Consider the following 23,858-nt stretch of genomic DNA (forward strand, 5'->3'; position numbering starts at 1 on the left):
CGCCGCACAAGTATGGTGCAGAATCCTGGGCTGCGCCAGTGCAGTGAAGGCGCCTTACCTCTCCGGTTTGACGGGGGCGTGGAGGCGATGCTGTTTGTAACAGACTGTTTTTGCAGGATGTGACAAGGGATAAATTGATTTGCGGACAAAAAAGGGCGGTAGGACCGCCCTGAAAGCCACTTGAGGAGGAGTGATCACATGACCATGATCAGTGTTGATAAAGCAGGAGGTGTGCCAGCTTATCGATGTGTTGCTGCGCTGTCGTGTGGATATTTTAAAAAGGTTAACTTCGGCCCGACGTGGCACACCCTTTGCCTTGCTTAGTGGGCGCCATTCCCGGCCTTCGACCCGACAGGTGACCACCGATGAATCGCTTCGAGCATTTTCGTGAAGTGCGCAAAGACCTCTCGGTTTTACTTGGTGGAGTAGTCGATGCAGTAGCCAGCCCGCTGCTGTTGCAGCAGGACCGTGAGGCGCAACGCCAAAAACTAGCCTGTCTCATTGCCCGGCATCCTTTCCTGGACCTTTGCTATCTACTCGATGCGGAGGGGCTGCAGATTGGCGATAACGTTGCTGCCTCCCGCCGCCGTAATACGCAGGGTGGGGAAGGCATGGACCGTAGTCATCGGCCGTATTACCGACTGACGTTGGAGGCGCATGGCCCGATACTCACCGAGCCTTATCTTTCTTCTGCCAATGGCCATATTTGTGTGACCGCAGCCGCTCCGATTCGTGATGAAAGTGGCAAACTGCTGGGTATGGTGGTAGTGGACAGTGAATTCGACCGTGCCCTTGCCCTGCTCGAAGAGGACGATATTCGCCGTGGTTTTGAACCCTATTTTAAGTTTTTTTACATTTTGTTTTCCTTGGGACTACTGGCAGTGAGCATGGCTTTGGGGTTGCACGCGGTGCTATCGCTGGGGCCGGTATGGTCGTCAGCAGCTTCTCCGGGGGATTTTGCTGCCCCTTTTCAGGCAACCATTCTCTTTACGTTGGCGTTGGCGGTATTCGATCTGGCGAAGACCATTTTTGAAGAGGAGGTGCTGCTCCGCAAAGATATTCGTCGGCACAGCACTACCCGGCGCACCCTGACCCGTTTTATCGCCGCCATATTGATTGCGGTGTCTATCGAAGGATTGATGCTGGTTTTCAAATTCGCCCTGGATGCCCCGCAACATTTGTGGTTGGCGGTGGTGTTGCTGCTTGCCGCCGCCGCACTGATGGTCGCACTGGGCGCCTATGTGTATCTCGGCGCACGGGCAGAAGTTCTGCTCTTACAGCACAAGGGTCAGCGCCAGGAAGACAGCTGAGGCGCTTTTCCGTGCGGAGGGTGCCGTCTCCTCAGGTTGGTGCGGCGGAGCGGGCCAGGCGCAGATCCAGATGGAGTGTTCCTCTGAGCCCGACGACATGAGTTTTAGATATTCGCTGAAAATGAGGCTGTTGGGAAGCGTGCGTGGACCGCGTTTGTCCTCCGGCGGTGCTAGGTATTTCGTCAAAAATGCACTATTATGGTGCAACTGGTGGGTTGCATGATCGGCCTCTATACGGTGGTCGCGGGCCCGGTTTTTAGGTGATGGAGTTAAGCAGTGCCGGGTGGTATGCCGGTGTGAAGGGTGTTGCATTCCTGATGCGTTGGTGCGCTTTTTGCTTGACTGAGCATAGAGCCTGTTTGGTGAGTTGCAAAATCGGAGCTTCCATGGTGCGCCGCAAAAAAATAACCACTCTGCCCACAGAGCATATGGTGCTGGACGCCCTGGAATCAGCGGTGCTGGTTCTGGGGGATGATTACCATATCCGTTATATGAATCCCGCCGCCGAAAATCTGCTGCGCATCAGTCAGTATCAGGCACTGGGACAGACCTTGTCGGCGCTTTGCAGCATCATCGGCGAAGAGCGTTTCACCACACTTTTTGCGGACTCAGCCACGGCGAACGCGGCCATACTGCGCAGGGGCTTGCCTTTGGCGCTGAGCGAGGGTGGGAGCGCGGTAGTGGATTTGGTGGTGACCCCCGCGCCAACAGACGGTCTCATTATTGAAATGCGGCCAATGGAATTGCCGGCGCGTCATGCCGAGGAGGAAATGCAGGACCGCATTTACGGTGCTGCCCAGGAGATGCTGCGCGGCCTCGCCCACGAAATCAAAAATCCCCTCGGCGGCTTGCGCGGAGCCACGCAGCTTCTGGAGCGTGAACTGCAGCGCCCGGAACTGAAGGATTACACCCGGGTCATCCTCCATGAGGTGGACCGCTTACATCATCTGGTGGATCGGCTGCAGGGGGCCCGCAGCCGCCCGGTTTTTGCCGATGTGAATATCCATCAGGTGCTCGAACATGTGCGTCGGCTGCTGAACGCGGAATTGCCCACGGGCATTTCCCTGCGCTTTGATTACGATCCCTCTATCCCCGACATTTTGGCTGATCAGGAGCAACTGGTGCAGGTTTTCCTGAACTTAATGCGCAACGCCCAGCAGGCACTGGACCGCCACGGCACGATCCTGATTCGCACCCGGGTCGAGCGCTACGTTACCCTCTTGCATCACAAATTCCGCCTGGCGCTGCGTGTGGATGTGGTCGATAGCGGCCCGGGAATCCCCCCAGATCTGTTGCCGCGGATTTTTTTGCCGCTGGTCACCAGTCGTGCCGAGGGCATGGGGATGGGGCTTGCTATCGCGCAGGGATTGGTGCGCGGGCACGGCGGAGTGGTTCATTGCCACTCGCAACCGGGGGAAACGGTATTTTCCGTTTCCCTGCCCTTGTTACCGTACCGGGAGGCATTCGCATGACGGAGGTCTGGGTTATTGATGATGATCCTTCCATTCGCTGGGTATTAGAGAAAGCGCTGACCCAGGCCGATATCCCGGTGCGCAGTTTTGCCGAGGCCGACAGCGCTCTGCGGACACTGGGGCGCGAGCAACCAGAAGCCATCGTTACCGATCTGCGCATGCCCGGCCTGGACGGGCTGGCTTTCCTGCGCGAGGTGCAATCACGCTGGCCGAAGCTGCCGGTAATTGTGATGACAGCGCACTCCGATCTCGATAATGCCGTCGCCGCTTTTCAGAGTGGGGCCTTTGAATATCTGCCCAAACCCTTTGACATGGACGAGGCGGTGGCCTTGGTGCGGCGCGCTCTTGGTCGTCAGGCAGAACCGTGCGCTGCGGGTATTGAGGAGAGCGATCCGGCAGAAATGATTGGCGAGGCCCCCGCCATGCAGGAGGTGTTTCGTGCCATTGGTCGTTTGTCGCGATCACAGATCAACGTGCTTATTACCGGTGAGTCGGGGGCAGGCAAGGAACTGGTGGCCAGTGCTCTGCACCGGCACAGTCCCCGCGCGCGCGGACCGTTCATCGCCATCAACACGGCGGCCATTCCCGCCGAGTTGCTGGAATCGGAACTTTTCGGCCATGAAAAGGGCGCTTTTACCGGGGCGGTGCAGACCCGGCAGGGTCGCTTTGAACAGGCCTCCGGGGGCACCCTCTTTCTCGATGAAATTGGCGATATGCCCGCAGCCCTGCAAACGCGCCTGCTGCGAGTACTCTCCGACGGCACCTTCTACCGGGTCGGTGGCCATGCGCCCCAACGTGCGGACGTCCGCGTTCTCGCCGCGACCCACCAGAATCTCGAAGCCAAGGTGCGCGACGGTAGTTTTCGGGAAGATCTCTATCACCGTCTCAATGTCATCCATATCCACCTCCCACCCATGCGGGAGCGGCGTGAAGACATCCCGCGCCTGGCCCGTCACTTTCTCCGTCGCAGCGCGGAACAGTTGGATGTCGAGCGTAAGGTATTGAGTCCGGCGGCGGAGGCTGCCTTCATGAATTGGCGTTGGCCAGGCAATGTTCGCCAATTGGAAAACGTCTGTCGCTGGATTACCGTGATGGCACCCACCAGCGAGGTCCAGGTGACGGATTTGCCGCCGGAAATGGCCGCATCGCCACCGTCCGCCGCGCCGCTGGACTCGAACGCCCAGGATTGGCGCCTACTGCTGGGGGCCGTGGTGCGGCAGTGCCTCGCTGATGGCGAAGAGGCCTTGCTGGACAAGATTCAGCCGCAGTTCGAGCGCTGTCTGCTGGAAGCGGCCTTGCAACATACCCGTGGCCATAAGCAGGACGCCGCGCACAAGCTTGGGTGGGGGCGTAATACGCTTACCCGCAAGCTTAAAGAGTTGGGCATGGAAGATGCGTTTGGCAGCGGCCCTGGCGAATCCCAGGCTTTCGACTAAAATCCCCTCGTATGCTGGTATAAAGGATATGCTTGGTCGAGTTTGAGGTGTCTATGCAAGACGTAATGTTACTGTTGGAAATCGTTGTTGTCCTGCTGCTGCTGGTGGAGGTTTTCATCCGCTTGCGGGCACGGCGCCGACGTTTGCAGAATAAAAGCAACGCGCCGGTCTCCACGGCAGCGCATTCGGCACCCGCCACAGACGTGCCGCAGATTCGGCCTGAAGTATCCAGCGTAGATGCTGTTGCCCCATCCGTAACCACTACTGGTGGTGCCGAGCAGCAAGCGCTCAGCATTAACGACCTTCTCAATGAAGCCGCTATTTATATGGAATATGGGCACTATGCTCAGGCGGCCACGGTTTTGCGTTGGTACGTAGACCTTAACCCTCATGAGACCAAGGCGATCAACAGACTTCTGGATGCCTACCTGGCGATGGCCGACATCGATAGTTATGCCGATCTGCTTGAAGCCCTGGGAGAGAAGCCGGGCGCCGCGCCCATGAATGAAGCGTGGTGGAAAGAGCGCGTGGATACCGGGTTGGCGCAGGATCCAGGCAATCTCGAACTGCTGGTGCTGGCCGAGAAGGTGGGAATGGCGGTGCCGGTACCTCAAGCGCAGACGCAGACCTCAGAAACGGCCATGACTGCAGAGATGGCGCTGGCGCTGGTGTCTCGCAATGCTGATCCTGCCTACGGTATGGCGGTATTGCAGCGGGCCATTGCGCATGAGCCGCAACGCCTGCCTCTCTATGCTGAACTCTTGCGTATTACCCACCAGCAATGTCGTATCGAGGATTATCTCAACGCGTTGATCCTGCTGTTTCTCGCGGTGAGAAACGGTGGTAAAACTTTGCGCGAGCGCATGCTGCGGGCCGGTGTCGATCTGGGGCCACATCCTTTGTGGAGCGTGCTGGCGCAGTGGAACGGTGACCCGGAGATTTTGCGGCGCTTGGCCCAATCGCGCCATCTGGAGATTCCTGTCGGATTGTCCGACGCTGCCACAGACCGCCAATAACCGCGCTTGACAAGTTTATGCCGTGCTAACGACAATCGCCTGCGGTCGCAAGCTTGGCACCTTCCGGTGTGGAGCAGGTGCTGATGCAGGCAGACAGGGGGCAGCAGGGCATGGATTTGGAGGAAGTCAACCGCCTCGTGCGGTCCGATATGGCGGCGGTGAACAGCGTCATCCAAGAGCAATTGCGTTCCGGGGTGCCGACTATTCCGGCCATGGGTACTTACCTGATCAATGCCGGCGGCAAAAGGCTACGGCCCATAGTTCTGCTATTGGCCGCGCGTATGGGCGGCGACTGCGGTCCGCGTCCGATCCCGCTGGCCGCGATCGTGGAGTTCATCCATACGGCCACGTTGCTGCATGATGATGTAGTCGATGGTTCCGAACTACGGCGCAGTAATGCGACGGCCAATCAACTCTGGGGTAACGCCGCCGCAGTGCTTGTCGGGGATTTTCTATACGCCCGGTCTTTCGAAATGATGGTACAGGACGGTGATATGCGTATCCTCGCCACCATGGCGGAGGCTACCAGCGTCATTTCCCAGGGTGAAGTCGCGCAACTGGAGAATGTCAACGACCCTGATCTGAGTCATGGGGCGTACTTCTCGGTCATCGAAGCCAAGACCGCCAAGCTTTTTGAGGCGGCAGCGCGTATTGGGGCCTTGGTAAACAACCTGGATGCTGCCGCAGAAAAGGCGCTGGCGCAATACGGCTCCCTGCTCGGTATCGCTTTCCAGTTGATGGATGACGCCCTGGATTATTCCGCCAGTGCCGAGAAAATGGGTAAGAATCGGGGCGATGATCTTGCTGATGGCAAGGCGACCCTACCCTACATCCATGCCATGCAGTATGCCACGGCGGCAGAGCAGGCCATTCTGCGTGAGGCACTTGGCGGTGAAGCGTCGGCCATCTTTGAACCTGTCTGGGAAATCATTGCCAGAACAGGGTCAATTGATTACACTTTGCGCGTCGCGGAGGAAAAGGCGGATCAGGCTATTGCTTGCTTGTCCGGGTTCCCAGACAGTGTGGAGAAAGAAGCCCTGGCTTTTTTGGCGGCATTTGCTGTGCGGCGTGATTTTTAAAGGTATGTTATCGGGGCGTGGCTCAGCCTGGTAGAGCGCCGCCTTCGGGAGGCGGATGTCGGAGGTTCGAATCCTCTCGCCCCGACCAATTTGAGGAAAGGCCCGCATTGTCGGGCCTTTTTCGTAGTTGTTGGTGATGGTCTTTTTGGCTTTCCTGGTCGATGCGCCTGTATAGAAAATAGGGGCGCCTTGGCATCACGCGGGTGTGCTTGCCGATGCTGAAGTGGCTTATTCTCGCAGCGTTTGCTGTGATCCTGTTTTATGGTTGGCGCCAGAAATGCCGGCGTCCGAAAGTTTCTGCTGCGGATCGTTTGGTGCGCTGCACGCGCTGCAGCCGACATCTTTCCATTCATGCGGCGGTCTGCCGGGGTGATGGTGATTACCGTTGTCCACAACATGTCGGAGACGATCAGTGAATCCTGCCGCACCCTCCTTTCGGGCCGGGCTCTATGCCGCCTTTGCTCTCATCGTTTATGGACTTTCCTGGTATTACAACGGGCAGCTGATTCCGCTACTGGCAATGGCCAGTATCGTTCTGATGATCTGGGGTGCCACGATTTGGTGGCCACGTTTGCGGAAGGGTCTGCCCTGGCCTCGCGGCTTCCTACCGGTTTTTATGTCGCTTTGGCTAGTGTGGTTTGGGCTGACCCTGTTTTGGAGCGGATCGCCCTATAGCAGTTGGTTCTATTTTTGGGTGCTGGGTTCCTTGCCGCTGGTATTCCTCATCAGTGTGATGATTCCAGAATCTGTTGCGGAACAGTTCTGGCTGTGGCTATGGCGGGGTGTACTGGCCAGTGCCTGGATACTAAGCGGTATGGCCCTCTGGCAGTATTACCAATGGATGGGGCAAGGAGTTGCTCTGGTCAATTTGCGGCCGTATGGCCCGCTACTGGATACCAACAGTTTTGCCGCCTGGCTGAATCTGCTGTTTTTCCCGACCCTCGCCATCTATTTTGTGCGGGATGGCCGCCGCCGTACCCGCTTTTTGAGTGGTAGTGTCGATCCGGTAGCTTTGTTTTATCTGCTGACGCTGACGCTGCTGCTCCTCGCCTTCTTCTCTACCAATAGCCGCGGTGGCCTTCTGGCATGGGTTTGTACCATGCCCTTTGCCATCTGGGGTTTGTGGCGACAGCCCGCGGCGCGCTCGCGTTTCGTGTTGATTTTCGGACTCGCCTTCGTTGCACTGCTGCTGATGGATTATGCCCATGGCTTTGATCTGATCGGGCACCTCGCTCCAGGCTATATATCAAGCAATATCAATACAATATCGCGCGGGCTGATGTGGGTGGCCACCTGGCATATGTTCCTGAGCCACCCCTGGTTGGGAACCGGTATCGGTAGCTATTTCCTTAACTACCCGGCCTATCGCTTGCCCGGCGAACTAGCGTCGGCGGGCACCTATGATCATAACGACTTTCTGGAATACCTGGCCGAGGGAGGACTCATCAATCTGGGCTTTCTCCTCGGCTTTGCCGGAGCGCTGATGTATGCGCTTTACCGTCTGCTTTATCGGGCAGGCAGAGCTTTGCAGATCAGCGATGAACGCCGTCTGCAGGCATTGGGTTTGGTAATGGGGGTTTTTGCCATGACCGGTCATGCCCTGGGGAATTTTATTTTCTACAATCTGCCTCTGAGCCTACTGGCTGGCCTCTTTCTGGCGCGTGCATGGCGTATCTACGGTGTCCAGGGCGAGACTGCGCCCTTGTTGCCACGGATCGGCATTAACCATGGATTCATTACGCAGGCGCTCCTGGTGTTGGCGGTAGTGGTCGCTTCCTGGAATCTGATCGCTGACGGTGCGACTTTTGCCCTGCTGAGCGCCAATGGCTGGCTCAATCGGGTGATCACGAATCCGAACCAACGGACCCTATTTTTGCTCAAGGCGGCGGATGTGCTGACCATGGTGCGTCCATTGGCGACACAACCCCACGTGTATTTGGCCAACACCTATCTGACGCTCGCGGACCATGAGACGCAGCCTGATGATGACGCACATCGCCGTACTCTGATAAAGGCAGCGCTCAGTCAATACCGACAGAGTCTGGTGGGGATTCCACAGCAGTCGGGGGTATGGAATTCCATCGGAACGCTCTATCTGATGCAGGGCGCCTTGTTAAATCTCGATAAAACGCACAGGGATCGGCAGGCTTTGCTGGCTTGGCGTAAGGGGCTGGCCATCAATCCCGAAAGTGTCGGCCTGCGCAATAAAATCGCTCAGTTGGCCTATGTGGATCAGGGGCATCTCAAAGAGGGGGTGGCCTTCTTAGGCGCGGGTTTGCAGCGACCGCTTTTCCCCTACCCGCGCAGTAATCTGCAGATGGACATCGCCCTGACCCAATGGCGGGCAGGCGAAAAGCATGCAGCGGAGCTTACCTTATTGCAGTTGTTGCGAGACAACCAGGGCTATACCCCAGCTGTTTCCTGGCTGCAAGCGATCCATCGTCAGTCCGCGCATGGGGCGCTGCGCCACACTGAAGGCCGATGACCCAAGAACAATGCTGAGGAACTGCGCATGCCACCGGAACGACTAAGCCTGCAACGCATTTTGCCGCGCTGGCGGGCGACGCTGCTCCTTATCGTCATCCTGCTGGGGCTGGTGATGGTGCTGACACGCGATGCAGAATTGCAGTGGTGGCGAGCCCATGATTTGCGTGCCCAAGGGCGCATGCGTTATTTGCAGACGCGGCCGTTGCCCGCCGACCGGGGCGCGATTTATGGCAGCAACGGCGATGCGCTGGCGGCAAATGTGCCAGCGGTGACCATCTGGACCGATCCGCGCCTCTTTGATGCCCACCGCAAAGATTGGGACAAGGTGGCGCAGGTTCTGGGCCTCAGTCCGGAGACTCTGGCGGCGCGGGTGCGGTCGGGTGGATCAGGCTTCGCCTATATCCTGCGTCAGGTACAGCCGCAGTTGGGTAAGTCTCTGGACGCGCTGCATGTGCCCGGTATCTATGTGCAAAAAACCAGCCGCACCTATTATCCTCTGGGCGCGGTAACCACACCGCTGCTTGGCCTTGTGCATCTGGATCATCAGGGCGCCGCCGGGCTGGAGATGGGTTACAACCAATGGTTATCGGGTAAAGCGGGCAGTGAAAAGGTGTTGGTGGACGGGCAGGGCGAAGTGCTTCATATTGTGGGTGCGCGGCAGACGCCAGCGCCCGGTCGCGACCTGCATTTGACTATCAACCCGCAGATTCAGTATTGGGCCTATATGACGTTGTTGGCAGCGCAAAAGCACTTCGGCGCTACAGAGGGCTCGGCGGTGGTAATGAACGCGCAAACCGGGCAGATTCTCGCCATGGCGAGCGTGCCCTCCTGTAATCCCAACGCGCGCGCCGGTTGCGGCGACCCTTCTGATTATGTGAATAATGCCGTGCATCAGGCCTTTGAGCCCGGTTCAGTCATGAAGCCGTTTATGGTGGCTGCGGCACTTGCAACGGGCAGCATCCAGCCGGACCAGAGCTTCAATGTCTCCCGCTGCCTGCCGGTGGGCGGTTTCTGCATCCGCGACGATGTGGTACATCACGAATTGAACGTGGCGCATATCCTCAAATATTCCAGCGACATTGGTGCGGCTAAAATTGCTTTGCGGACGCCCGCACAGGCTATTTATGACATGTATCTGGCGGCAGGTTACGGTCAGGAGCCGAATCTCGGCTTTGCGGGTGCCACGGGTGGCGTGCTTCCCCAGCCCCAGACTTGGGATAAGGCGCGCCACGCCACAATTGCGCTGGGCTACGGGGTGTCCGTGACGACCCTGCAATTGGCGGATGGATATGCGGCCATCGCCAACGGAGGCTATCATGTCACCCCGACGTTGATTGCCGGACAGTCGGGGCCGCGCGTGCGGATCATGTCCGCGGGCATTGCCGCTCACCTGCGGCACTGGCTGGAGGGAGTTTGTGCGGCCAATGGCACCGGTGTCCTCGCTGCCATTCCCGGCTACGCGGTGGCCGGCAAAACGGGAACCGCGAATATGGCCAATGGCAAGGACGGCTTTTTGAAGAACAAGACCAATGCCACTTTTGTCGGCTTTGCACCGGGCTTTGCGCCGAAGCTGGTGATGGCGGTGACTCTGCGCGGGAGTAGCCGGTACTGGAATTTCGGTGGGGTCGAGTCAGCACCGGTGTTCCGGGTAACCATGCGCCATGCCCTCGAAGAGTTGAATATTGCGCCACGCTGGTGCGGAGGTAAGGTTTGTGCCTCTAAGCATAATCATATTACGACCACCCAGGCAGAAATCTGGGCGGAGGGGGGCGGCAAATGAGCAGACTGGACAAATGGGTCGCGGGGGTGCTGACGACAGGTATCGCGGTGATCCTGCTGGGGGTGCTGGCGGCGGCAACTTTTGCCCGCATCCCGGTGGCGCATATTTATGTGGACGCAGCGGGCGCGCGCGCCATCATTGTCGGTGGGCATCAGGCAGCGGCGGCTCCCGATTGGCCGGGTGCTTATCGGGTAAGTCCGCGCTCGGCGGACACGGCCTTCTGGCCCAGTGCTGTCCTGGACTTCAAAAGCGGTGCCTCGGTGACCTTGCCGCGCAAAGATATTCTGTTGTGGGTGTACCGTGGCTGAGCCGCGCGACTGGTTGCAGTGGCTGCGCGAACTGATCAAAGGCGCGGGTATGGTGCTGCTCGTGCTACTGGCGGTGCTGGTGCTGCTGGCCGTGGATGGTCTGTTGCTGATTCCGGGGCTGATTATCGCTTATGACCTGACCGCGATAGCCTGGCAATGGCAGGGTTTTATCCCTGACCCGCAGGTGCCGCCCGGCCCCTGGATGAGCATGGCCGTGGGCCTGATCGCCACCCTGGTTCCGGCCATTGTTGACGGTGTGCTGCTGCATTTTTTGCCGCACGATAAGGAGCGGGGCACATCGAAGTCTTCTTCCTAGGACTCCGCAGCCTGGGCCGCCGCTTTTTCTTCCAGCGTCTCCCAGCGCCCATAAGCTTTTGTTAAAGACGCACTGATGACATCGGCGCGGGCCTGGACCTCGCGCAGCCGCTCCGGATTCTGGTAGGTTTCGGGCAGGGCCAACGTGGCGGCGATTTCACCCTCTTCTTTCTCCAGCACTTCGATCTGCATGGGCAGGGTGGCGAGTTCCTGAATTTCCTTGTAGCTCATGGCGGATTTTTTGCCCTTGCCGCCATCGCGTTTGCCAGAAGCCTTGCCATCGCCGCTTTCTGCCGGTTTTGCTAAACGCCGGGACTCCGTCTGCCAACGGAGCCAGTCTTCATAGCCGCCCGCATTCTGGCTGATCTGCCCGTCCTCCCCGAAGGCGATCACCTGGGTGACCACGTTATCGAGAAAGTCCCGGTCATGGGAGACCAGAAAGAGGGTGCCGGCGTAACTCTGTAAACGCTCTTCCAGAACTTCCAGTGTTTCCAGGTCCAGATCATTGGTGGGCTCGTCCAGCACCAGGATGTTAGCCGGGCGGGCAAACAGTCGGGCGAGCAGCAGTCGTGCCCGCTCGCCGCCGGAGAGCGCCTTGATCAGCCCCCGCGCGCGGCTGGGTGGGAAGAGGAAATCCTGCAGATAGCTCAGCACATGACGGCGTTCACCATTGATTTCTATAAAATCATTGCCATCGGCGATGGCGTCCAACACGCGGCTCTCGGGGTTGAGAGTGGACCGCATCTGGTCGAAGTAGGCGACCTCCTGTTTGGTGCCGCGGCGGATCGTCCCCTCTTGTGGCTCCAGCTCGCCGAGAATCAGGCGCAGCAGTGTCGTCTTACCCGCCCCATTAGGGCCGATGATGCCCACCCGGTCGCCGCGTTCAATGCGCGTGGAAAAATCGCGGATGACCGGACGCCCTTCATAGGCAAAAGAAACGTGATCCAGCTCGGCAATGAGTGCGCCGGAACGGTCCGCGGTGCTGATTTGCAGGGTGGCCTGCCCCTGCTGTTGGCGACGGCTGGCGCGCTCCTCACGCAGCCCCTCCAGACGGCGCAGGCGGCCCTGGTTGCGCTTGGCACGGGCCTTGACGCCCTGGCGCAGCCAGGCTTCCTCTTCCGCCAATTGCCCTTCCAGACGGCTATCGGCGGCCGCCTCAGCGGCGAGGACTTCGGCCTTGCGGCTTTGATAAGCCGCAAAGGTACCGGGAAAACTGCGCAGTATCCCGCGATCCAGTTCGATGATGCGGGTCGCCAGGCGGTCGAGAAAACGCCGGTCATGGGTGACGAAGACCAGCGTGCCGCGATGGCGCAGCAGGGATTGCTCCAGTGCCAGGATCGCGGGCAGGTCGAGATGATTGGTGGGTTCGTCGAGAAAGAGCAGGTCCGGCTCGGCGACGAGGGTGGCGGCAATGGCCACCCGCTTGCGCTGGCCGCCGGAAAGGGCGCTGACCATACCTTCAGTGGGCAGCCCCAGGCTGTCGCGCAGGGCCTCTGCCTTATAGTCGATCTGCCAGGCATCGTGATGGTCGGCGAGGGCATGGGCGTGGGCGTCGTCCGCATCGGCATTCTGCAAGTGCCGCCAGGCAGGATGCCCGGATTTGATGGCGGTGAGCAGATCGTGCTCTCCGGCCAGCTCCGGCTCCTGCGCCAGGTAGGCGCGGCGCACGCCGGGTGCCACCCACAGCGTCCCCGCATCCAAGGGATAGAGGCCCGCCAGCACTTGCAATAAGGTAGACTTGCCCTCGCCGTTGCGGCCGATAAGACCGACCCGCTCGCCCGCCTCCAGATTCAGCTCGGCATGGTCCAGCAGCGCCCGGCCACCCCATTCCACTTGCCCTGCCTCCAGCCGCAGAATAGACATTCAACCGACCCCATCCTTGTTATGCAAAATAAAGGCGTAGGGTACGGGGCGCGCTGCAGTGGCGCAAGCCGGTGCCTCGCTCCTGTAACGGCCTCACCAGTCACTGTGGCGACCTCTCAAAACCCATTCTGGGACGGTGATCAGAAAAAGAGAGCTAATTTCGAGAAGATCGGACACCAGCAAATGCGGTGTTTTCATTCGTTCTCAGGAGTACCTCTCAAAAACGGTCGGTTGTGAGAGGTTTGTGGGGGGTAGCAGGTCGAATGACAGGCCGGGTATTTTGAGCTACAATGTAGCTCGAATATCGGAGGACTTATCAAGATGTCTGCAAACGCCGTAGTACGTGCCAGGATCGACGAGCACATTAAGGAAGAAGCTACTGTTGTGCTGGCAGCGATGGGGTTGACGGTATCGGATGCGTTCCGATTGATGCTGACCCGTGTGGCGCGTGAAAAGCTATTACCCTTTGACCCATTGGTGCCCAATGAGAAAACCATAGAGGCCATGAAGGAAGCCCGTCAGGGGCATTTGGAGACGGTCACGCTCCAGGATTTGCAAGCGGTTCTTGATGCGGACGACTAAACAAACCAGCCAGTTCAAGCGTGATCTGAAGAGAGAGTCGAAAGGGCCTTACCGAAAATCGCTCCAGGAAGGTTTTGTAGCATTGATAGAGGCGTTGGCGGCGGATCTGGTACTGGACCAAAAATATCTCGATCACCCGTTGTCTGGTGACTGGATAGACCACAGGGATTGCCACTTCAAGCCGGATTTGGTGTTGATCTATCGAAAGACCGAAGGGGTTTTGCAACTGGTCCGGTTGGGGTCGCACAGTGAGCTGGGGCTATGATGAGGTTTGTCGGACGCTGAAAGCTGGATGGGTTACTGGACACCGCTGGAGCCCGTAATGGCCCCGAAAGTGTCCAGTGTCCAGCAGCCAGGTGTTCAGAAAACATTCGTTTGAAAACAAATAAATCTATGTTACAGGATAATTTATGGAAGGAAAGTATATAAAATGTGGATCACCAGACGATCCCTTGATGCTGTCGCCTAAACAGATCGAGAAAGGCTTAAGTAGTAGTCTCTGGCAAGTGCGTAAAGCTTGGGCGGAACGAACGGACTTTAAGCCAACAAAGGAACAGATTGAGAGGGGCTTAAGTGATTGTAACCACGAAGTTAGAAATGCTTGGGTCAAACGTTTACGAAATGACATTAGTGATAGTCTAAAACAAAACAATGAACATTTTACATCGATATAGAAATCTCGCGAGCGCAATATCCGGTTCTCCGTGTGAGATACCTTTTATGGACTTGGCTATTCCTAATCATACCATTGCGATGGAAACTATAGTCGTGTGTGAGACATGTGCGACGTAATAAAAACGTCGGTATTATCGTTTCTGTTCTCCAAGTTGATATATAATTTGATATATAGATTCATATGGCATTTACCATGCACCATGATGGTAAGGTTGTTCCACAGCATCCTATCCCATTGCTACCCAATCAAGCTGAATATCGGCTTTTAAATTTAGCACTTATAGACAATGCCGCCCTTTTTGCCTTCCCAGATAAATATACAGATGGGGCTATGTACCCAATTATCATTGCCGCAGTAAGTGCATGACTAACCAAAAATGAAGACACCAGTAATAGGACAAAAAATATCATAACACCAATAGATCTCAGCATCTTCATTATTACTACGTATTTATTAAGCTCTATAATTGATCTATCTGTTATTTCTTGTTGGCTCTTTAACTCAATCTTAATATCATATTTTTTTGAGCAACGTCAGTCGCGCCAAAGAAAATAGCCATCTGGGAATCGAAAATGAGCATATTTAACAACTCCCGCTCATAGGATTTATGTTTTGCTGATTCGTTAAGTATTCTAATAAATCCAACCCTAGAAATTAGTATAAGGATGAAAGCCGCTGACGCGGCAATAGACAATACTGACAATAGTTCATAAATGACAGCATGCTTATCAAGTAGAGCAATCGAGTATTTATACATAGAGTAAACACTTAAAAGGCCGTCGTGTTTTTGCGCGATTGTCATCCTTGTAAGCGGGGCAAATATATTCTTATCTGACACTGCCAGTGCTATAAACGCGGTAAAAGATAACGCCCCAAGCAGAGACCCCTCAAGAGTATAATCATTAACTCTCATTTTTTCTGTTTCATAGAGCGCCTCTGATGCCATAGTTTTTCTTATTAAGGAATATAGCTCGGCTGTTGTAACAGCTTCAGTTGCGGCAGAAGCAGATTCTTGTTGTTCTAATATTTCTTCTCTAATAATTGGAGTTCGTGGCGATGCAGCAGCAAGAAACATAACCAAAATAAAGCCCATAAAATACATAAATATTGCCAGCAGCAAATTAATAATAAAAGTCAGATCATAGAAGTATACATATGAGACGAATGGAAATACTAAAGCATAGATGGCTATCTCTCCTCCAGGGTTCGCCGCCTCCCTTCCGTTGGACCGTTCGTTCTTGGACAGTATAGCCATGGTTATGAAAGTAATAACATAAATCAAAACCAACAAACTCCAATACTGAATAGCGGACAAAACCGAAAAATAACCAAGCACAGAGATGCAGACGAACACAGCTACAAAGAAAATTATACCTACGTGATTATATTTTTGTTTTGATGAAGACATTCTTTGGTCACCTGCGGTGTGGTTATGTGGGGGGATCAGATTTGAACTGCAACGCAAGATATTAGACCTTAGGTATCATTCTGTCTCGTGAACGCTGATCCTGGCTGAGCGGATGGCCTGATTTTTCTGGGTTCCTTCCCTGCGATCATGGCGCTCACATGCGACGAAAAGATAATGTCAACCACCCAAAACCCACTTTCCATGCACTTTAATGGCGTCATACATGGCGTCTGGCGCCAGGTCTATTTCCTCTGGCCACGTCACCACCCCATGTTCCAGACCCACGGCGTTGAACACTTTGGGCTCTGAGAGGCATTCAAAAACGCCCGCACCTGAGCCATGAATCAGGGCATCCATCCAGACCTCGCCCTCTGTACCATCCACAAAGCGGACATGCAGTCGATATCCGTCGAGTGCGCGCACAGAAGCCACGCGCCACGGTGCTTTCGGGTAGATGGGCGGTACTAAGGTAGCGGATGAATCTTTTTGAGTGACTGGTTGTGTGTGCATAGCTCCCAATTCTCCATGAGTTCAGTACGATGCTCCTGTGCCCATTCCAACACCAAAGCTAGCGCCCGTCTGGGCATTTCGCCCTGGATAACCTCCAGCGTACGGATGTTTATGAGCACCTCATATTCCCCGTACAAGGCATGAAAGTGTGGCGGTGCATGATCCTGCCAGAACATCTGAATCAAGACACCGTAAAACATGCTAATGGTAGGCATGCAAAAAATCCATCATAGCTACAGTCGATTGCACATCATCGCGGCTTTTTGATCATCAAGCCACCCCCTGCCGGAAGCGTGTTCTCAGGTTTTGCGCGTCAACTCAGCAAACGCAGGGTGAGTGGGTAGCGATAGACCTCGCCATTACTGGCTTTGATGGCCGCCAATACACAGAATATCAAATTCACTATGAAAATCAGCGGGAAAATCAAGATGCCGATCAACAGGGTACTCAGGATGCTGGCCACCACATAGGCAATCAGCACGGTGATCTGGAAATTCAGTGCTTCTTTGCTCTGCTGCACCAGCCAGGCGGAGCCACTGTCTTTTTTGAGGAGATAGACGATGAGCGCCGGGATGAATCCGAACAAAATGCCGCCCGCATGGGTGAGTGCGGCGATGTTACGATCGTCCTTGCTGGCTACTTCGACGAGATTGCTGGTTTCCATGGTTACGCTCCCTGTAGGGTGATGGATTTCATACTGGGTCGACCGGGTGATGCTTCACTCTGAGTGGCCTATGCTCACTATCATACTGAATTTTTTGTTAAAGAATAGCCTTTTGATCAAACAGCCCGACGGTGCTGGAATAATCGAATTGCCTCAATTTGGGGTAGCCTGACAATAGTGGACAGTCCCGTTTCAAGCGGCCAACCGTGTGAAGGACTGTGCGAACACAGCGGGAGCCAGATAACCAATCCGTGAATGCCGACGTTGGCGGTTGTAAAAAATCTCGATGTGTTCCCGAATAGTCGATTCAGCCTGTGCCCGGGTCTCGAAGCGTTGGCGGCGCCAGTGGTGGCCGATATGAGGCGGCTCTGGGCGTTTCTTGGGGTGAAGTTGCGGATTCCGCTGAACGTCCCCCAGCCCCGTGGGGATGTTCAGATTTAGAATCAGGCTGTGGCGACAGGCTTTTAATAGAATTATTGATGAATATGCAATATATAATTAGAATGTTGCAAGGTTAATCGAAACGTGGCGGAAATCAGGATATTTAAGTGACAGACTGGATCGGATACCGCTGGCTGGCTGAGCGCTATAACGTCTCGGCGGTGCAACCATTTCGCGCCCAAAGCGCCATTGCCGGATCCAGAGCCACCGTGCGGGAGGGCGGCTATGTCCGTGAATTCTATACCCCGGTAGCCAGGCCTGCCAACACCTTGGCAGGCCATTTGGCCTTCGCGCTTAAGCACGAAGGCATCCATCTGGAGCTCCTGGCCAGGCTGTTCGAAGTGGCTCCGGCAGCCGGCCTGGAAGCGTGGATTGCGGCCGAACCGACAGGCCAGTATGCGCGCCGCGCCGGTTTCCTTTATGAATACCTGACCGGGCGGCAACTGGCGTTTCCCGGCGTCGCAACCGGCAACTACGTCACCGCGCTGGACGAAAAGACCTACCTGACAGCCAGTCAGCCAGTTAATAACCCACGCTGGCGGGTGCGCGATAACCTGCCGGGCACTCGTGACTATTGCCCACTGGTGTTGCGCACCGCCCGGGTGCGGCAGGCTGAGCAGTACGATTGCGCTCAGCACCTGGCCGACTTGGAGGTCGAGTTCGGTGCCGACGTGCTGCAACGCAGCGCGGTCTGGCTGACGATCAAGGAGAGCCGGGCGAGCTTTGCGATCGAGCACGAAGAGCAACATGTCGATCGTGTGCGGCGTTTCGCCGCCGTGATGGAGCAGCGCTGTGGGCAGTACGAAGAGCCGCTGTCGGAAGGCGCACTCGGCGCACTGCAAGCACAGATCCTCGGACCGCGGGCGACACGTTATGGCGTGCGCCGCTCGCCGGTATTCGTCGGCGAGGTCGACGGCTTTACCGAGGTGGTCCATTACATCGCGCCTCACTGGAATGACGCGCCAGCACTGCTGTCGGGCTTGCGTGAGTTCGCATCCCGCACGGCGGGCGCCTCGGCACTGGTGCGGGCCGCCGTGCTGTCCTTCGGTTTTGTGTACATACACCCGATGTCCGATGGTAATGGCCGTATCTCGCGTTTCCTGATCAATGATGTGCTGCGCCGGGACAAGGCGATCCCGGCACCCTTCGTTTTGCCGGTGTCGGCCACAATCATCAGTTCAATCGTCAACCGGCGCGGCTATGACCAGGTACTGGAACTCTTCTCGCGGCCGCTGATGCGCAAGTATGCAGAAGCCTGGCGCTTCGGCGCAGAGCAGGTCGCCGAGGACGGTGTGCACTACAACCTGCAGTTCGATGCCTACCAGGACGCGCTGCCGGCCTGGCGCTATCCCGATATGACCGACCATGTCGAGTACCTTGCAGAAGTGGTGCAAACAACCATCGAACAGGAAATGCGCAAGGAAGCAAACTATCTGCGCAACCTGCGCATGGCCCGCGAACGCATCAAGATGGTGATCGAAGGTCCGGATGGGGATATCGACCACATCCTACGGTCCGTGCGTGATAACGGCGGCAAGGTGTCCAACAAGCTGCTCAGGGAGTTCCCGATATTGGCCGACAAGGCCCTGACCAACGAGGTGGAAGCCATTATCCAGGCCGTGTTTGTGCAACCATAAGCCCCATTTATTTCTGAGCGCGCATCATCATTTTTGGTTCACCAGATTGGCTTTATTCCGGTGTTGTGCCAGCAATGGCGAGTACGTCATTGAGCGTTGTTTATCCATTGACGGAGTGGGTGGTGATCGTCCGGCATCCTGTGGTGGGTTGCGTGTCTTTGTATGAAAAAGCGGGCGGCTTACCGGAAGACGGACTGTTTCTGACCCGGGCGCGTAGTGCGATGAGTCCTTTCCCAGTGGCAGAATGATTGCCACCGATGGACCGGACCTTTAGCATAGACCCATGCCAGATACATTCACTGACGAACAACGTCAATTCCTGCAACTCCTGCGTCTACCCGTGCCCGGCGAAGCGCCGCCGGAGATGGCGCCGGCGAAACCATCGGTAAAAGCCGTAAGCGCCGTGCCGAATCGGTCTGTATCCGCGCAAACGACGCCTGTCTCTGCCTCGATGCGCCCTGCAGAAACGCCCGTAATGCCGCCGGAGTCACTCCCCCGTCCTGTAGAAGAAGGAGTCTCCGTATTGCGCAACGTGGTGCCAGCGACTGCTACCTTATCCACAGCGGTGGCTCCGACTCCGGTACGCAGCACGTCTCTACTGTCCAAGGCCGAAGCCCTTCAAGCCCCAGTGCTTGCCACGCAGGCAAGCCCCTCTTCTGCGGACCCGCAACGGATAACACGCATCGCCACTCTGGACTGGCGTGACCTCAACAGCATGGTCAGCACCTGTCAGGCCTGCCCCCTCGGCGAAACCCGCAAACATGCCGTATTCGGTGCGGGTAACCCGCGCGGGTCCTGGCTGTTTGTCGGTGAGGCGCCGGGTGCGGAAGAAGACCGCCGCGGCGAAGCCTTTGTGGGTCGCGCCGGTCAACTCCTCGACAACATGCTCCGCGCCATGGGCCTGAGCCGCGAGAAAGACGTCTATATTGCCAATATCCTCAAATGCCGCCCCCCCAACAACCGTGATCCGCTGGGTCCGGAGGTGCAGGCGTGCATGCCTTACCTGCAGCGCCAGATCGACCTCTTGCAAACCCGCGTGATTGTCGCGCTGGGGCGCTTTGCGGCGCAGGGCTTGCTTCAGGTGGATACGCCGCTCAGCCAATTGCGCGGTACGACCCAGCACTACCAAGGCATTCCCCTGATTGTCACCTATCACCCCGCCTATCTACTGCGTAACCCGATTGATAAGCGCAAAGTCTGGGAGGATCTGAAGCGGGCGTTGGGGGTGTTTGCGGAGTTGCAGAACTAGAAGACGGTTCTGCTCACTGCCAGAACAATCCCGGAGAGACGTTGCCGGACACGGCAGGCAAGGGCAGAGGACAGCGGTTGACCAAGGCTTTGCCCGAGGCCTCTTGCGGGCAACTGAGGCGGTAGGCCAGGATGGGCACGGGAATGGTCTCGGCTGCCTTGCAGCGGGCGGCGTCGGCACCGCCGCAGTCCACATTGAAGCCAAGGATGCTCGCCGCCGCCCAGGCACGGAGAGCGGGCAGGTTTTGGGCAAGGGCCTGGGGATTGCGCACGAAGAGGGTGATGTGGGCGTTGGCATCCAGCTCCGGCCGGGTCTTGTCCCTGGGTAGGCCGAGATAAATGCCATCCACCGCGCCCAACAATTGTACGGCACCTTGGTGATTGACCACGACCAAGGACTGGACGGTAGCGTTGTGCGGCTGGAAGCCCCAGACGAGGGTGTCGCCGTTAGGTAGCTCCATGTGGGGGAGGGGATAAATATCCATGCCCCGCTGAATGCGCTGCAGGAGCGGGGCCGGTTTGTGGCCAGGGCTTTGGAAGATCACACTGCCCGCAAAATGCTGCAAAGCGACCGCTTCCAGGGGGGCTTGCTGGTGTTCGCTGATGTCGCGTAGTGCAAAACCACGTTTGCGCATGGTTTTGAGGACGCAGTCTCCATCACTGCCGCAGGCTTCGAGTTCCTTTTCGAAGACTTTTTGGCTTGCCAGCAGGTGGGTGCATTCGGGGGTGCCCACTCCGGCCGCGCGAAGCGCTTGCTTATAGCCATGCATTAACGAACTGTCCAACAACAGGAGGTTGTCGGTCCAATGCTTTGGCTTGTAGTGAAAGCGCCAGACTCCATCGCATGATTGAAATGCCGCATAGCGGAAGCGCAGCGGGTGTCCCGTGTGGGGGATGGTGGCCTGCACCCGCTTAATGCCTGACGGTTTTCGCTTTCCGTGCTATAAAAGCCTTAAACAACCAGAGAGACACCATGCCGCGCGGATCAGCCAAGAAGAAGACCGAAGACACCAGCCACCAGAGCCTGGAATCCAAGCTCTGGGCCACTGCGGACAAGCTGCGCGGCCATCTGGACGCCGCTGACTACAAGCATGTCGTGCTGGGTCTCATTTTCCTGAAGTACATCTCGGACCGCTTTGCCCAACGGCACGCCGAAATTCTGGCTGAGGGCGACGGCGCCGACCCCGAAGACCGCGACGAATACACGGCGGAAGGCGTGTTCTGGGTGCCCTTATCGGGCCGTTGGGACAGGGTGCAGGCCGCCGCCAAACAGCCGGACATCGGCAAGCGCATCGATGAGGCCATGACCGAGATCGAGCGGGAAAACCCCCATCTGAAAAACATCCTGCCCAAGGGCTATGCCCGTCCCACACTGGATCAGCGCCGCCTGGGGGAACTGGTGGATCTCATCGGTACCATTGGCCTCGGCACGGCGGAACATCAGGCCCGCGACACCCTGGGCCGCGTCTATGAATACTTCCTGGGCAGGTTCGCCAGCGCGGAAGGCAAGCGCGGCGGTGAGTTCTACACCCCGGCTTCGGTGGTCAGAACTTTGGTCACCATGCTGGCCCCCTACAAGGGACGCATCTATGACCCCTGTTGTGGGTCCGGCGGCATGTTCGTACAAAGCGAAAAGTTCATCGAAGCCCATGGCGGCAAGGTGGGGGACATCAGTGTCTATGGTGAGGAATCCAACCCCAACACCTGGAAGCTGGCCCTCATGAACCTCGCCATTCGCGGCATCGAGGCCGATCTGGGACCGGAAGCGGCGGACACCTTTCACAAAGACCTGCATCCCGACCTGCGGGCCGATTACATCCTCGCCAACCCACCCTTCAACATATCCGATTGGGGCGGCGATTTGCTGCGGGACGACAAACGCTGGCAGTACGGCGTACCACCCACCGGCAACGCCAACTTCGCCTGGGTGCAGCACATGGTCCATCACCTGGCCCCCTATGGCATCGCGGGCTTCGTGCTGGCGAACGGGTCCATGTCCTCCAACACCAGTGGTGAGGGTGAAATCCGCAAGAACCTCATCGAAGCGGATCTGGTGGACTGCATGGTGGCCTTACCCGGCCAGTTGTTCTACAGCACCCAGATCCCCGTCTGCCTGTGGTTTCTGGCGAAGAACCGCGACGATGGCAAGGGCATGGCGGGCAAGGAACTGTACGAGCGTACCGGCGAAGTGCTGTTCATCGATGCCCGCAACCTGGGCTTCATGGCCGACCGCACCCATCGGGAACTGTCCGATGAGGACATCCAGAAGATCGCCGATACTTACCATAACTGGCGTGGCGACGGTGACGGGGGATATGCCGATGTTCCGGGCTTCTGCAAGGCGGCGAGCCTCGACGATATCCGCAAGAATGGTCACGTTCTGACGCCGGGGCGCTATGTGGGGGCTGCCGCCAAGGATGACGATGACGAGCCGTTTGAAGAAAAGATGGCGCGACTGACCAAAGACCTATCGGAACAGTTGGCGGAAGGACGGCGGCTGGAAGAGGAGATGCTGAAGAACTTTCGGGTGCTGGGGTATGAGTTATGATCGACACTCGATCCCTTTACCCCTTCCGAAACAATTTGCGTGAATACGATGAGAACAAAGGGCTGCTATTAGAATTAAATAATTTTACCTATGATTTTCTCAGGCAGGGTTCTGTTTCATTCGCGTGGAATGATTTCGGGAAAAATGTATGGATGAACTTATTAATGCGACCTCTACAACAAAAAGAAAACACCCCATCTGATTTTATCTTTACAGTGCTTGAAGAGATATACAATAAAAACGATTTAGCGCATCTTTATGCCTATATCGAACTGCTATACGACTCACTCGCTGGATTAGCAAAAACGTTTTCGATAGGTCTTATGAGCCAGCCATTTGCCAATTTAGATATAAATTTTGAAACCGGTATAAACGATATACTTTACAGATTTAATACTGGCTTATTGCTTTGCTCAGGCAACATAATTAAAGGATTAGATATCGTAACACAACAACAAATAGGGACCGTGTTAGAAGAAAACGATCCGGCATCCAAGAATATCAGGACCGCCCTCAAAGCAATCTCTATTAATGGGCCAGAAGACGCCGATTTATGTATCCGAGAGGCAGCTTGCGCAGTTGAATATACAATTAAAACAAGACTAAATGAAAACACGCTGTTGGATGGCACAAAAAAACTCAAGGGAGCAAAAGTAAACAATGTGGGCCAAGCTATCCACGGTGCCCTACTCAAATCATTAGAACGCCTTTATGCTTATACAAGCGACACGGCACGGCATTCTGCCACAAAACCTCTGACCATAGAAGAAGCTCAACTCACATTGTCACTATCGGCTGCATGGGTCAATTATCTGAGGAAGGTTCTTCCAGAACCACCAAGAATGGATGGTAATCCATGATTCAGGAACTGGATACTGTCATTCTAGTGAAAGACTACACCGACCAGGGATTGGTGAAAGGGGATATGGGTGCCGTGGTCATGGTTCATGGCGACGGGAAAGCCTTTGAGGTCGAGTTCGTCACTCTTGCTGGTGACACGCTGGGCGTGCTAACCCGGACCGCCGATGAAGTACGTCCCATATCAGCGCGGGATGTGCCTCATGTGAGGGTGGCGTGA

The 23,858-nt window shown here is 56.5% G+C and carries 24 protein-coding genes, 1 tRNA gene and 3 pseudogenes; 19 read left to right on the forward strand and 9 right to left on the reverse strand.

Annotated features, from left to right (window positions below; translation table 11 throughout):
* The first annotated feature begins 365 nt into the window (after positions 1-365).
* The 10 genes from PJU76_RS01370 to PJU76_RS01415 all read left to right on the forward strand — a co-directional run bounded on the left by PJU76_RS01370 (position 366) and on the right by PJU76_RS01415 (position 11,204).
* Positions 366-1,310 (forward strand): PDC sensor domain-containing protein, encoded by a 945-nt coding sequence (locus PJU76_RS01370; protein WP_271780164.1) that lies wholly within the window; start codon positions 366-368, stop codon positions 1,308-1,310.
* A gap of 386 nt (positions 1,311-1,696) precedes the next feature.
* A complete protein-coding gene (glnL, locus tag PJU76_RS01375; protein ID WP_271780165.1) occupies positions 1,697-2,782 on the forward strand; it encodes a nitrogen regulation protein NR(II) in 1,086 nt (361 codons plus the stop codon).
* Positions 2,779-4,218 carry a nitrogen regulation protein NR(I) gene (gene ntrC / locus PJU76_RS01380; protein WP_271780166.1) on the forward strand — a complete coding sequence of 480 codons (1,440 nt, stop codon included), beginning with the start codon at positions 2,779-2,781 and terminating at the stop codon, positions 4,216-4,218. The genes glnL and ntrC overlap by 4 nt, the downstream gene beginning before the upstream one ends.
* Positions 4,219-4,271: 53 nt before the next feature.
* Positions 4,272-5,234, forward strand: coding sequence for a tetratricopeptide repeat protein (locus PJU76_RS01385; protein ID WP_271780167.1), 963 nt, complete (start codon positions 4,272-4,274; stop codon positions 5,232-5,234).
* An 83-nt stretch (positions 5,235-5,317) separates the two neighbouring features.
* Positions 5,318-6,313, forward strand: a complete 996-nt coding sequence (locus PJU76_RS01390) for a polyprenyl synthetase family protein (RefSeq protein ID WP_271780168.1) — start codon at positions 5,318-5,320, stop codon at positions 6,311-6,313.
* Positions 6,314-6,324: 11 nt separating this feature from the next.
* Positions 6,325-6,401: transfer RNA gene (locus tag PJU76_RS01395), tRNA-Pro, on the forward strand.
* Between the two features lie 324 nt (positions 6,402-6,725).
* Positions 6,726-8,798, forward strand: a complete 2,073-nt coding sequence (locus tag PJU76_RS01400) for an O-antigen ligase family protein (protein ID WP_271780169.1) — start codon at positions 6,726-6,728, stop codon at positions 8,796-8,798.
* 27 nt (positions 8,799-8,825) lie between these two features.
* Positions 8,826-10,580, forward strand: coding sequence for a peptidoglycan D,D-transpeptidase FtsI family protein (locus PJU76_RS01405; protein WP_271780170.1), 1,755 nt, complete (start codon positions 8,826-8,828; stop codon positions 10,578-10,580).
* Positions 10,577-10,888: a hypothetical protein gene (locus tag PJU76_RS01410; RefSeq protein ID WP_215849740.1), complete on the forward strand. Its 312-nt coding sequence runs from the start codon at positions 10,577-10,579 to the stop codon at positions 10,886-10,888. Before PJU76_RS01405 ends, PJU76_RS01410 begins: the two co-directional genes overlap by 4 nt.
* Positions 10,881-11,204 carry a hypothetical protein gene (locus tag PJU76_RS01415; RefSeq protein WP_271780171.1) on the forward strand — a complete coding sequence of 108 codons (324 nt, stop codon included), beginning with the start codon at positions 10,881-10,883 and terminating at the stop codon, positions 11,202-11,204. The genes PJU76_RS01410 and PJU76_RS01415 overlap by 8 nt, the downstream gene beginning before the upstream one ends.
* On the opposite strand, the gene PJU76_RS13655 is transcribed toward PJU76_RS01415, so the two are convergent.
* The 3 genes and pseudogenes from PJU76_RS13655 to PJU76_RS13665 form a co-directional block, all read right to left on the reverse strand.
* Positions 11,201-11,434, reverse strand: a complete 234-nt coding sequence (locus PJU76_RS13655) for an ABC transporter C-terminal domain-containing protein (RefSeq protein ID WP_408629764.1) — start codon at positions 11,432-11,434, stop codon at positions 11,201-11,203. The genes PJU76_RS01415 and PJU76_RS13655 overlap by 4 nt on opposite strands.
* 285 nt (positions 11,435-11,719) lie before the next feature.
* Positions 11,720-12,253 (reverse strand): annotated as a pseudogene (locus PJU76_RS13660) (ATP-binding cassette domain-containing protein); the annotation flags it as partial.
* Positions 12,230-13,066, reverse strand: a pseudogene (locus PJU76_RS13665) (ATP-binding cassette domain-containing protein); the annotation flags it as partial. The pseudogenes PJU76_RS13665 and PJU76_RS13660, both read right to left, overlap by 24 nt.
* A 321-nt stretch (positions 13,067-13,387) precedes the next feature.
* Here PJU76_RS13665 and PJU76_RS01425 point away from each other — a divergent pair.
* The 3 genes from PJU76_RS01425 (at position 13,388) to PJU76_RS01435 (ending at position 14,690) form a co-directional block, all read left to right on the forward strand.
* On the forward strand, positions 13,388-13,648 hold the full coding sequence (locus tag PJU76_RS01425; RefSeq protein WP_271780173.1) for a type II toxin-antitoxin system RelB/DinJ family antitoxin: 261 nt from the start codon (positions 13,388-13,390) through the stop codon (positions 13,646-13,648).
* A complete protein-coding gene (locus tag PJU76_RS01430; protein ID WP_271780174.1) occupies positions 13,635-13,913 on the forward strand; it encodes a type II toxin-antitoxin system YafQ family toxin in 279 nt (92 codons plus the stop codon). The genes PJU76_RS01425 and PJU76_RS01430 overlap by 14 nt, the downstream gene beginning before the upstream one ends.
* 591 nt (positions 13,914-14,504) lie before the next feature.
* A complete protein-coding gene (locus PJU76_RS01435) occupies positions 14,505-14,690 on the forward strand; it encodes a hypothetical protein (RefSeq protein ID WP_271780175.1) in 186 nt (61 codons plus the stop codon).
* 130 nt (positions 14,691-14,820) lie between these two features.
* Here the strand turns inward: PJU76_RS01435 and PJU76_RS01440 are convergent, their stop codons facing one another.
* From PJU76_RS01440 to PJU76_RS01460, 5 genes and pseudogenes are all read right to left on the reverse strand, one after another.
* The gene (locus tag PJU76_RS01440; protein WP_271780176.1) at positions 14,821-15,732 is read right to left on the reverse strand and encodes a hypothetical protein; all 912 of its coding nucleotides are present in this window, start codon (positions 15,730-15,732) and stop codon (positions 14,821-14,823) included.
* A 177-nt stretch (positions 15,733-15,909) separates the two neighbouring features.
* A complete protein-coding gene (locus PJU76_RS01445; protein WP_271780177.1) occupies positions 15,910-16,164 on the reverse strand; it encodes a DUF2442 domain-containing protein in 255 nt (84 codons plus the stop codon).
* Positions 16,165-16,196: 32 nt separating this feature from the next.
* Positions 16,197-16,457: a DUF4160 domain-containing protein gene (locus PJU76_RS01450; RefSeq protein ID WP_271780178.1), complete on the reverse strand. Its 261-nt coding sequence runs from the start codon at positions 16,455-16,457 to the stop codon at positions 16,197-16,199.
* A 98-nt stretch (positions 16,458-16,555) separates the two neighbouring features.
* Positions 16,556-16,906 carry a DUF4870 domain-containing protein gene (locus PJU76_RS01455; protein ID WP_064220135.1) on the reverse strand — a complete coding sequence of 117 codons (351 nt, stop codon included), beginning with the start codon at positions 16,904-16,906 and terminating at the stop codon, positions 16,556-16,558.
* Between the two features lie 192 nt (positions 16,907-17,098).
* Positions 17,099-17,239 (reverse strand): annotated as a pseudogene (locus PJU76_RS01460) (IS3 family transposase); the annotation flags it as partial.
* A gap of 215 nt (positions 17,240-17,454) precedes the next feature.
* On the opposite strand from PJU76_RS01460, the gene PJU76_RS01465 reads away from it, so the two are divergent.
* The 3 genes from PJU76_RS01465 (at position 17,455) to PJU76_RS01475 (ending at position 20,233) form a co-directional block, all read left to right on the forward strand.
* Complete coding sequence (locus PJU76_RS01465; RefSeq protein WP_271780179.1) at positions 17,455-18,984, forward strand: Fic family protein; 1,530 nt, start codon at positions 17,455-17,457, stop codon at positions 18,982-18,984.
* Between the two features lie 74 nt (positions 18,985-19,058).
* Positions 19,059-19,232, forward strand: coding sequence for a hypothetical protein (locus PJU76_RS01470; RefSeq protein ID WP_271780180.1), 174 nt, complete (start codon positions 19,059-19,061; stop codon positions 19,230-19,232).
* 35 nt (positions 19,233-19,267) lie between these two features.
* On the forward strand, positions 19,268-20,233 hold the full coding sequence (locus PJU76_RS01475; protein WP_271780181.1) for a uracil-DNA glycosylase: 966 nt from the start codon (positions 19,268-19,270) through the stop codon (positions 20,231-20,233).
* Between the two features lie 13 nt (positions 20,234-20,246).
* On the opposite strand, the gene PJU76_RS01480 is transcribed toward PJU76_RS01475, so the two are convergent.
* A complete protein-coding gene (locus PJU76_RS01480) occupies positions 20,247-21,002 on the reverse strand; it encodes a lysozyme inhibitor LprI family protein (RefSeq protein ID WP_271780182.1) in 756 nt (251 codons plus the stop codon).
* A 203-nt stretch (positions 21,003-21,205) separates the two neighbouring features.
* On the opposite strand from PJU76_RS01480, the gene PJU76_RS01485 reads away from it, so the two are divergent.
* From PJU76_RS01485 to PJU76_RS01495, 3 genes are read left to right on the forward strand one after another with little or no spacing between them, the layout of a single operon-like run.
* The gene (locus PJU76_RS01485) at positions 21,206-22,780 is read left to right on the forward strand and encodes a class I SAM-dependent DNA methyltransferase (protein WP_271780183.1); all 1,575 of its coding nucleotides are present in this window, start codon (positions 21,206-21,208) and stop codon (positions 22,778-22,780) included.
* Positions 22,777-23,640: a hypothetical protein gene (locus PJU76_RS01490; RefSeq protein WP_271780184.1), complete on the forward strand. Its 864-nt coding sequence runs from the start codon at positions 22,777-22,779 to the stop codon at positions 23,638-23,640. Before PJU76_RS01485 ends, PJU76_RS01490 begins: the two co-directional genes overlap by 4 nt.
* Entirely contained in the window at positions 23,637-23,858 is a 222-nt protein-coding gene (locus PJU76_RS01495; RefSeq protein WP_271780185.1) for a DUF4926 domain-containing protein, read from the forward strand. The genes PJU76_RS01490 and PJU76_RS01495 overlap by 4 nt, the downstream gene beginning before the upstream one ends.

Source organism: Acidithiobacillus ferriphilus (assembly GCF_028215975.1).
In the GTDB taxonomy this organism is placed as follows: Bacteria; Pseudomonadota; Gammaproteobacteria; order Acidithiobacillales; family Acidithiobacillaceae; genus Acidithiobacillus; species Acidithiobacillus ferriphilus.